This window comes from Rhizobium sp. AP16 (genome assembly GCF_000281735.1).
GTDB lineage: Bacteria > Pseudomonadota > Alphaproteobacteria > Rhizobiales > Rhizobiaceae > Rhizobium > Rhizobium rhizogenes.
Window position 1 is genome coordinate 103388 of record NZ_AJVM01000027.1, and the last position, 9610, is coordinate 112997.

Annotated in this window: 10 protein-coding genes; 3 read left to right on the forward strand and 7 right to left on the reverse strand. The window is 58.2% G+C overall.

All coding sequences use genetic code 11. From position 1 onward, the window contains the following. Positions 1 to 22: 22 nt before the first annotated feature. Both PMI03_RS12385 and PMI03_RS12390 read right to left on the reverse strand, forming a co-directional pair. On the reverse strand, positions 23 to 895 hold the full coding sequence (locus PMI03_RS12385; RefSeq protein WP_007693535.1) for an NmrA family NAD(P)-binding protein: 873 nt from the start codon (positions 893 to 895) through the stop codon (positions 23 to 25). A gap of 44 nt (positions 896 to 939) precedes the next feature. Continuing rightward, entirely contained in the window at positions 940 to 1362 is a 423-nt protein-coding gene (locus tag PMI03_RS12390) for a DoxX family protein (RefSeq protein WP_007693537.1), read from the reverse strand. 118 nt (positions 1363 to 1480) lie between these two features. Between PMI03_RS12390 and PMI03_RS12395 the strand changes: the two genes are divergently transcribed. Beyond that, complete coding sequence (locus tag PMI03_RS12395) at positions 1481 to 2386, forward strand: LysR substrate-binding domain-containing protein (RefSeq protein ID WP_007693539.1); 906 nt, start codon at positions 1481 to 1483, stop codon at positions 2384 to 2386. A 125-nt stretch (positions 2387 to 2511) separates the two neighbouring features. On the opposite strand, the gene PMI03_RS12400 is transcribed toward PMI03_RS12395, so the two are convergent. Both PMI03_RS12400 and PMI03_RS12405 read right to left on the reverse strand, forming a co-directional pair. Further along, positions 2512 to 3183 carry a DsbA family oxidoreductase gene (locus PMI03_RS12400; protein WP_007693542.1) on the reverse strand — a complete coding sequence of 224 codons (672 nt, stop codon included), beginning with the start codon at positions 3181 to 3183 and terminating at the stop codon, positions 2512 to 2514. 110 nt (positions 3184 to 3293) lie between these two features. Beyond that, positions 3294 to 5105: an extracellular solute-binding protein gene (locus PMI03_RS12405; protein ID WP_007693544.1), complete on the reverse strand. Its 1812-nt coding sequence runs from the start codon at positions 5103 to 5105 to the stop codon at positions 3294 to 3296. 265 nt (positions 5106 to 5370) lie between these two features. On the opposite strand from PMI03_RS12405, the gene PMI03_RS12410 reads away from it, so the two are divergent. Beyond that, the gene (locus PMI03_RS12410) at positions 5371 to 6027 is read left to right on the forward strand and encodes an invasion associated locus B family protein (protein WP_007693546.1); all 657 of its coding nucleotides are present in this window, start codon (positions 5371 to 5373) and stop codon (positions 6025 to 6027) included. A 152-nt stretch (positions 6028 to 6179) separates the two neighbouring features. Here the strand turns inward: PMI03_RS12410 and hspQ are convergent, their stop codons facing one another. The 3 genes from hspQ to PMI03_RS12425 form a co-directional block, all read right to left on the reverse strand. Beyond that, the gene (gene hspQ, locus PMI03_RS12415; protein ID WP_007693548.1) at positions 6180 to 6509 is read right to left on the reverse strand and encodes a heat shock protein HspQ; all 330 of its coding nucleotides are present in this window, start codon (positions 6507 to 6509) and stop codon (positions 6180 to 6182) included. A 235-nt stretch (positions 6510 to 6744) separates the two neighbouring features. Beyond that, positions 6745 to 8154, reverse strand: coding sequence for a type I glutamate--ammonia ligase (glnA, locus tag PMI03_RS12420; RefSeq protein ID WP_007693550.1), 1410 nt, complete (start codon positions 8152 to 8154; stop codon positions 6745 to 6747). 62 nt (positions 8155 to 8216) lie between these two features. Beyond that, complete coding sequence (locus PMI03_RS12425; RefSeq protein ID WP_003539626.1) at positions 8217 to 8555, reverse strand: P-II family nitrogen regulator; 339 nt, start codon at positions 8553 to 8555, stop codon at positions 8217 to 8219. Positions 8556 to 8904: 349 nt separating this feature from the next. Between PMI03_RS12425 and PMI03_RS12430 the strand changes: the two genes are divergently transcribed. After that, positions 8905 to 9610 (forward strand): NAD(P)H-hydrate epimerase (locus PMI03_RS12430; RefSeq protein WP_039973883.1); only part of this gene is annotated, 706 nt, incomplete at its 3' end.

Consider the following 9610-nt stretch of genomic DNA (forward strand, 5'->3'; position numbering starts at 1 on the left):
TCACGCCTGATCCGTCCCTGACTTACGCCTTAGCGGCTTTCTGTGCAGCCTCAAAGACTTCGCATGCGCACGTCGTACCCGCTATGTGCTCCGTCCCCTCGGCTCCGAGGTCCATCCATCCTGCATTCACGGCCTCATACATTTCTTCGGCAGGCCCGGTGTGACCCTTGGGGATACCGAATTGCTCGAACGCTTCCGCCCACCCTGCACGGGGGACTGCAAAGGCTTTCACGTCGAGATTCAGGACTTCACCCAATTGCTTCGCGACTTCATCTGCGCTGACCATCGAACCAAGCTCGACGACACGATGCCTAGGCCAGGTTGGCCCGGTCAAAAGGATTGCAACCTCCGCGCCGATGTCGTTCGTCGCGACCATGGTCGATTTCCGGTTTGTCGGATTATAGTAGACCGGAAGCATTCCACCTTGGGCGACGTGCAAGCCGTAAAGGAAGTTTTCGAAGAAGCCGCCTGCGCGCACAAAGGTGACCGGAGATGTCAGATTGCGAAAACCTTGCTCCAGAAGCGACAGCGCCGTGATCATCCCGAGCCCGCTGGTTCTGTTCGCACCCATCGACGAGAGCGCTACCACTCGCGGCGGCGCTGCCTTGGTGAGCGCTGCGACATAGTTCGCAATCATGCACTTTGCTTCTTTGTAGTCAGGCGAGGGTGCCCATACAGAAGGCAACATAACAAACGCACCTTCAACGCCTTTGAGCGCCTGTTCGATGGCTGCCGAATCATTCCAATCGCCGTCTACCAATTCCACGCCCTTGTCTGCCCAATTGGCCGCTTTTTCGCGGTTACGGACGAGCGCGCGTACTTTCTTGCCTTGTGTCAACAGATGTTGTGCCGTTGCACCACCGACTTTTCCGGTAATTCCCATTACTAAAAACATGCATTTTCTCCTGATTTTAAGGACAGAACAACGCCCCTGTTAGTTCAATGGATGAGCGGCAAAATGGCCCGAATACGGGGATCGCGCAGATAGAGGCCGCCCCATATCATCACGCCCAGAAGCAGGGAAATAAGTTCCGGCGGCGACCCCAACTCACCGATGCGGACATGGGCGCAGATGGCACCTCCCAGAAAGCCAGTCACCAGGATCGCACCGAGGACGGCTGTGGCCGGAGTGGCGTAGAGGATGGCGCTGGCGAGTATGATCGGCCCCACGACGCGGGTCAGGTCCATCGCGAACCCAGTTTCCTGCAACATGCTCGCAATCTGTGCCGGCGCGAAAAGCTGAATAGCACCGTCTGCCACCAGGGCGATAACGACAATCGCGCTCATTATGCGGCCGGCCCACAGGGCGCGATGTAAGGTCATGGTTTCAGATAACTGATGCGGGTTCATGGTTTTGGACACTTGTCGTTCTCCGATGTGGTCATCTAATTTCGAAGGCTACTGTGTCTCTTGGGTATGATAAATGCCTAGGAACCGAACTCACTGTTCTCTTCAATGTGAACAATACCGAGGCGCGAAAATGCAGAATCTCGAACCTATCCTCATTTTCATAACGGTAGCCGAAATGGGGAGCTTCACTCACGCGGCCGATAGCCTGGGCATTCAAAAGGGAAGGGCCTCAACGGCGGTCCGGAAGCTGGAAGAAGATGTCGGTGTCAGGCTCCTGCACCGGACGACACGCAGCGTGCAGTTGACGGAGGACGGACGCGCATTTCATGCCCGCGCCCGCGATCTGCTGGCTGAAGTTGATGACCTACACTCAATGTTCGCAGGCGACAGCGTGGCACTTCGCGGGCGCTTACGGGTTGATCTTCCCACTGAGGTGGCGCGCACAACGATCGTGCCGGCTTTACCGGCTTTCATGGCGGCTCACCCCGAGTTGGAGCTGGAGCTTTCGAGTACGGATCGGCAAGTCGATCTGGTTCAAGAAGGGTTCGACTGTGTGTTGCGGCTTGGACCCATCGGGGACGAGACGCTGATTGCCCGCCCGTTGGGCCTATTGCGCATGGCCAACGCTGCCAGTCCCGCCTATCTGGCGCGCTATGGCGTCCCTCGATCGCTAGAAGACCTCCAGCGCCAGGGGCATCGGACAATTCATTTTTCGACGATTTTGGGCGCAAGACCCTATGGATGGGAATATCCGGATGGCGACGGCTACGCGGTGCTTCAGTTGCCAGGTGCGCTACACGTCAATAGCGCGCAAACCTACGACGCCGCTGCACTCGCCGGCCTTGGCCTGATTCAGGCGCCACTCTTGGGGATTGGCCAATACATAGAGAGTGGAGCGCTTGTGGAGATCATGCCCGATTTTCGTCGCCGGGCGATCCCGGTGTCCCTCGTCGTAGCCCATCGGAGCAATCTGTCGCGCCGAGTCCGCGCATTCATGAAATGGATCGAAGATGTGCTGACGCCGTATCTGGAATAGATGGCCGCTTTCGGGACGACTCGCTTTGCTCGGGAACGGCGAGGATGAGGGCGCAAAGCGTCCTTCAACTCTTTCAAGAAGCAGCCGTGACCTTCCCTATGAAGGTTAAAATCTGTAGACGCCGCTCAATTCATCCCAGCCCGTGCCTCAGCCTTCATCTTGGCGATATCCCTCAGCGCCTCAACGAGCACATCCGGCGTCTGGGCGCCGCTGACGGCATATTGCTGGTCGAAGATGAAGAAGGGAACACCAGTGACGCCGATCTTCTGCGCTGCTTCGATCTCGCCGATGATCAGGTCGCGGTCGGCGTCGGAGGAGAGCAGGGCTGCGATGACGGAGCGGTCGAGGCCGGCGCCTTCGGCGATATCCAGCAGCACGGCACGATCGCCGACATTGCGTCCTTCCTCGAAATTGGCCTTGAACAGGGCGTTGACCACCTTCTCCTGCTTTTCGCGGTTTTCTGTTCCTGCCCAATGGATGAGGCGGTGGGCATCAAGCGTGTTCGGGCCGATCTTGATGGCGTCGAAATCGAACTTGATGCCGACGTCGCGGCCGAGATCGCTCAGCATCTTGTGCGCCTGCGCGACACGCTCCTCGCCGCCGAGCTTCTGCGCCAGCGCCTTCTTCTGGTCGACGCCCTCGGGCGGATATTCGGGATTGAGCCGATAGGGGCGCCAGTTGAGGTCTACGCCCACTTCGTCCTGCACCTCGGCGATCGCCAGCTCCAGCCGCGCCTTGCCGAGATAGCACCAGGGACATACGACGTCCGAGACGATATCGATCGTGATGCGTTCCATGGTCCGTGTCCTTCCGCTTTGTCGGCCAAAGATCCCATCTAGGCTTTCCAGCCGGAGGCTTCAACCGGTTACCGAAAGGGAACCGGCAACATTTTGGCGGCTTCAGTGCCCTATTGCACCGAAGCGTCCCACCATGTCGGCAATTGATAACCGTATAGGGGCAGCACATCGGGATGGGCGATGCGGCTGCGCCGCGCCACCCATTGCTGGCCGATATGGTAGAGCGGCAGGACGTAATAGCCGGAGATCAAAATGCGGTCGAAGGAGCGCACCGCGTCACGGAAATCCTCGGCGGAATGGGCTGTCAGGAAATGATCCATCAAAGTATCGACATCCGGATCAGCGACGCCAGCGAAATTGAGGCTGCCTTCAGCCTTTGCGGCAGCGGAGCTCCAGCGTCCCACCTGCTCGATGCCCGGCGACAGCGATGAGGGGTAGGCCTTGAGGATCATGTCGTAATCGAAGCTGATCGTCCTGAGCTGATATTGCGAATCATCGACGGTGCGGATCGTCACGGCGATGCCGAGCAGCGCCAAAGACCGGCGATAGGCGATCGCGATGCGCTCCTGATCGGCATTCTGCGTCATGATCTCGAAGCTGAGCTGACGCCCGGCGCTATCGACCATCTTTTCGCCTTTGATCGTGTAGCCGCCCTGCTTGAGCAGATCGACGGCCTTGCGCAGGATGGCGCGATCGCGACCGGACCCGTCGCTGACGGGCAGCCTGTAGGTGCCGTCGAGCACATCGGGATCGATGCGATCCTTGATCGGGCCGAGCATGGCCAGCTCGCGTGCATCGGCGGGCACGCCGAGCGATGAGAGATCGGAGTTCTGCCAGTAGCTCTGCGTGCGCGTATAGGCGTTCGAGGAGAGGCTGCGGTTGACCCATTCGAAATCGAAGGCAAGGGTCAGACCCTGCCGCACCTTCTTGTCGGCGAAGATCGGCCGACGCGTGTTGAAGACAAAACCGAACATGCCGCTCGGCAGCTTCGGCTTGAAAACGTCCTTGACGACGGCGCCGGAGGTGGCTGCCGGAAAGTCATAGGCCTGTTGCCAGTGGCCCGGGCTTCCGTCGGGATAGACGTCGATATCGCCCTTCTTGAAAGCTTCGAACAGCGTGGTTTCCTGCAGGAAATAGGTGACGGAAATCTCGTCGTAGTTGTCAACGCCGACCTTCGTCGGAATATCCTTGCCCCAATAGTCGGGATTGCGTTGGAAGATGATGCGTTGGCCGGGGTCGATGCTCTTGATCCCATAGGGGCCGGAGCCGATGGGAATGGCAAGCGTGGTCCGGTCGAAACTCTCCGGATCGGTGGCGTGTTTCGGCAGGATCGGCAGCGACGAGGCGATGATCAGCGGCGTTTCGCGATTCGCCTTGTCGTTGAAATGGATCAGCACGCCGTGCTCACCGACCTTCTCCATCTTGCTGACCGCCTGTAGCGGGGAGGAGAAGACCACACGGCCCTTGTCGCGCAGGAGCTCGAAGGTGAAAATCACATCCTCGGGGGTCACCGGCTGCCCGTCCGACCATTTGGCGTTCGGATTGAGGTTGAACTGGATGAAACTGCGGCTCTCGTCCCATTCGACCGTCTGTGCCAGCAGCCCATAAAGGGTGAAGGGTTCGTCGCGCGAGCGCTGCATCAGCGATTCGTAGATGAGATTGCCGTAATCGGGATCCCACATGCCGCGCGCCGTCGTACGCATGCTCTTCAGAATGAAGGGATTGAGATTGTCGAAGGTGCCGACGACGCCATAGCTGATACGGCCGCCCTTTTTGACGTTCGGATTGACGTAGGGAAAATGCGTATAGTCCGCCGGCAGGGCGGGATCTCCATGCATTGCGATGCCATAGAGCGGCTGTGCGGCCGCCACATTGCAGAATGCTGCGAAGAACAGGAGAGTAGCGATCCGGAGCGCTTGCATGGCATCCTTTCCGGTAAGGGGTATGATTCTGCCGGACCTTATCATGACAGTGCCGAATTCAACACGCGGCCGGGGAATTCTTGGGTCTCAGCAGAAAAGACCAAAGAAAAGCTGGATATCCTCGCCTGTGCGATGTAACAGAAGTCCCGGGTTTCCCGGGTCATGCATTCGCCTTATTCATTCGACAGGTGGACGTTGGTTTGACCCGGTTGGCATGGGGCGACAGGCTGTCGTCCCGCATCGGATTTCAGGAGGCGGTTTCGCTATGATGTTCAAGACTGACAACAAAACGCGGGCAGGTCTGTCTGCTCTGGCTCTCATGATCGGTGCGGCGCTTCCGGCCGCTGCTTTCGCTCAGGACGCCTCCGGCGCAGCCCCTGCCGACGGTGGCGGCGATGCTAACCAGCCGCGTCTCGGCTGGTACAAGACCTGCACCAAGCAGGACGATGCCGATATCTGCATCGTTCAGAACCTGATGATGGCCAACAATGGTCAGCTCGTGACGGCAGTCGGCCTCATCTCGGTCGACGGCAAGGTCAACCGCAAGATCCTGCAGATTTCCGTTCCGACCGCACGCCTGATCCCTCCGGGCATCACCATGCAGATCGATGGCGGCAAGGGCCAGAAGCTCGATTACGCTGTCTGCTTGCCGGACAAGTGCACGGCAGAAGTGCCGGTGACCGACGCCATGATCGCTGCTTTGAAGAAGGGCACGGACGTGACCTTCACCTCGATCAACTTCCGTCGCGCTCCGAACCCGATCAAGATTTCGCTGACCGGTTTCGGCGCCGCCTTTGACGGTGCTGCGATCTCCGACTCGAAGCTGGCCGAAAGCCAGAAGAGCCTGCAGGACAGCATGCAGAAGAAGGCTGAGGAAGCTCGCAAGAAGCTCGAAGACGCTCAGAAGGCCGCCAAGCAGTAAGCTGCGGCCCCTGTGAGATTTCGTGAAAAAGCCCGGCGCGAGCCGGGCTTTTTCTATTGCGGCACCGGTCTGGTGAAAGGTGAACCGCTCAAAACGAAAGGGAAGACGTTGGGAGCGTCTTCCCTTCGGGAAACCTGTTATGAAATAGGCGCTTAATGCGCGAGGCTCATCTTGGGCTTGAGCTCACCCGTGGGCGCCTGGTCGAAAATCTGAGCGATCTGTGGGTTGCGGAGCGGAACGCCGCTCTCGTCATTGATCAGGTTCTGCTCGGATACGTATGCGACATATTCCGTCTCGTCGTTTTCGGCGAGAAGGTGATAGAAGGGCTGGTCCTTGCTGGGCCGCACTTCCATCGGAATGGAATTCCACCATTCTTCGGTGTTGGCGAATTCCGGGTCGACGTCGAAGATGACACCGCGAAATGGGAACATCCGGTGTCGAACCACGTCGCCTATATTGAACTTTGCGTTGCGTTGTTTCATGGCGCGACTTCCTTTCAAGCAATCATGTGGTGAGTTTCACCGCCGATATCAAGGATTTTGCCCCGATTCCTTCATGTAGCCGTCACATTCGATTAACGCGTATCGTACCCTGATCGTTCGATGATGCGATGCACGAAATGTGACATCCAGTGAGGTAGTCGTGACCGATAAATGCCTGCCTCACGCTTGCCGGTAATGAAAAAGCCCCGGCGAACCGGGGCTTTCGCTTCGGCTCTTATGCCGAATAGTACATGTCGTATTCGACCGGATGCGGGGTCATTTCGAAGCGCATGACTTCCTGCATCTTCAGTTCGATGAACGCGTCGATCTGGTCGTCATCGAAGACGCCGCCGGCGGTCAGGAACTTGCGGTCCTTGTCCAGGCTTTCGAGCGCTTCGCGCAGCGAGCCGCAAACCGTCGGGATCTTCTTCAGCTCCTTCGGCGGCAGATCGTACAGATCCTTGTCCATGGCCTTGCCCGGATGGATCTTGTTCTTGATGCCGTCGAGGCCGGCCATCAGCATGGCGGCGAAGCCGAGGTAGGGGTTCGCGGTCGGGTCAGGGAAACGGACTTCGACGCGCTTTGCCTTCGGATTGGTGCCGAAGGGAATGCGGCAGGAAGCCGAGCGGTTGCGTGCCGAGTAGGCGAGCAGAACCGGAGCTTCGTAGCCCGGGACGAGACGCTTGTAGGAGTTCGTCGACGGGTTGGTGAAAGCGTTGAGCGCCTTGGCATGCTTTATGATGCCGCCGATATAGTAGAGGCAGCTCTCGGAGAGGCCCGCATATTCGTCGCCGGCGAAAGTCGGCTTACCGGCCTTCCAGATCGACTGGTGAACGTGCATGCCCGAGCCGTTATCGCCGAAGATCGGCTTCGGCATGAAGGTTGCCGTCTTTCCGTAGGCATTGGCGACCTGATGAACGACATACTTGTAGATCTGCATCTTGTCGGCGTTGCGCACCAGCGTGTCGAACTTGATACCGAGTTCGTGCTGAGCGGCGGCAACTTCGTGGTGATGCTTTTCGACGGTGACGCCCATTTCGCCGAGAACCGTCAGCATTTCCGAACGCATGTCCTGGGCGCTGTCGACCGGCGGAACCGGGAAATAGCCGCCCTTGACGCGCGGACGGTGACCGAGGTTGCCGGTCTCATAGTCGGTGTCGTCGTTCGACGGCAATTCGCTCGAGTCGAGCTTGAAGCCGGTGTTATACGGATCGGCCTTGTACTTGACGTCGTCGAAGACGAAGAATTCGGCTTCCGGACCGAAGAAGGCGGTGTCGCCGATGCCGGAGGCCTTGAGATAGGCTTCGGCCTTCTTGGCGGTGCCGCGCGGGTCACGGTTATAGGCTTCGCCCGAGACCGGGTCGAGGATGTCACAGAGGATGACCATGGTGGACTGCGCGAAGAACGGATCCATGTGAACCGTTTCGGTGTCCGGCATCAGCACCATGTCGGATTCGTTGATGGCCTTCCAGCCAGCAATCGAGGAGCCGTCGAACATGACGCCATCGGCGAACATGTCTTCATCGACGCAGACGATGTCCATCGTGACATGCTGCAGCTTGCCCTTGGGGTCGGTGAAGCGCAGGTCAACGAACTTGACGTCGTTATCCTTGATCTGCTTGAGAATTTCGCTTGCCGTCGTCATTAAATTTCTCTTCCCTTGACTTAGATGACGATTTTTAGCCGCGGCCGAAAAGGCCGGGCGGGTTAAATGGCGTCTATGCCAGTTTCACCGGTACGGATTCGAATGACCTCTTCCACATTGGAGACGAAAATTTTTCCGTCGCCGATACGGCCGGTCTGTGCTGCCTTGCGGATAGCGTCGATCACCGCCTCCGCGTTTTCGTCCGCCAATACGACTTCGACCTTCACCTTCGGCAGGAAGTCAACGACGTATTCAGCACCACGGTAAAGTTCCGTGTGGCCTTTCTGACGACCGAAGCCCTTCGCTTCCGTGACGGTGATGCCCTGCAGGCCGACTTCCTGAAGGGCTTCCTTCACTTCGTCGAGCTTGAAAGGCTTAATGATCGCTTCGATCTTTTTCATGAGAAAATGTCTCTCCGCTTTTCCTGTTACAGCAGGACTACTCCCCGCTCGGCCAACGCGATGCACGTATCATGCCAGTTCAGAGTGGTCCGCTGCGAAAAATCCCGGCGAATTGACGCCGAGACCCCGGATTGATGAGGATTTTTCGGGAAAATGAAAGCGATTTCGCACAAAAATGGGCGGGATAAGCATATTTTTGCGAAAAAGTGCCTCAACTCTCACAATCGTACCTTGGCGAGGTGTTTATGGTTGATGGGATTATTTTAAGCAAATGCATAATTATTGATCAAATCACGCAACCGAATGACGGTTGTCTTTCAGGCAGGTTTCGGATTCAATGTTGTCCATCATGATGTTACCACTCGCCGACCTGCTTCTCTCACCCGATGATATGGCTGCCGTCGATCGCGCCGCAGCGGCCTCGGGTATCGATTCATATGGCCTCATGGAAAAGGCGGGGCAGGCGGTGGCCGCGAGCGCCCTTCGGCATTTCCCCGAGGCCATGCGATATGTCGTGCTCTGCGGGCCTGGCAACAATGGCGGCGATGGCTATGTGGCGGCACGCGCGCTCCGGCAAAGCGGCGCGGAGGTCCAACTCTATCATCTGGGCGAACCTAAAACGCTCAAGGGGGATGCCGCCCGCGCCTTTGCCGATTGTCCTTTCGCCGGAGAAAAATTGGAGCACTATCTGCCGCGCTCTGGCGACGTGGTCATCGATGCCATTTTCGGGGCGGGCCTCTCTCGTCCAGTCCCTAATCAGGTCACTATTGCCATCGCGCGGGTTGCCGAAGCCGACATTCCCGTCATTGCCGTCGACCTGCCTTCAGGTCTTGATGGTCGCAGCGGTCAGATGCTTGGCACTGCTTTCCGCGCCGAACGCACAATCACCTTCATGACCCGCAAACCGGGCCATCTGCTGATACCGGGGCGGGAGCTCTGTGGCGTTCTGGAGGTCGTCGACATCGGCATTCCCGCGCGCATTGTCCGTGCCCATGCAAATGGCATGCTTGCGGAAAATACGCCAGCGCAATGGCAGGCAAACCTGCCAGCGGCTG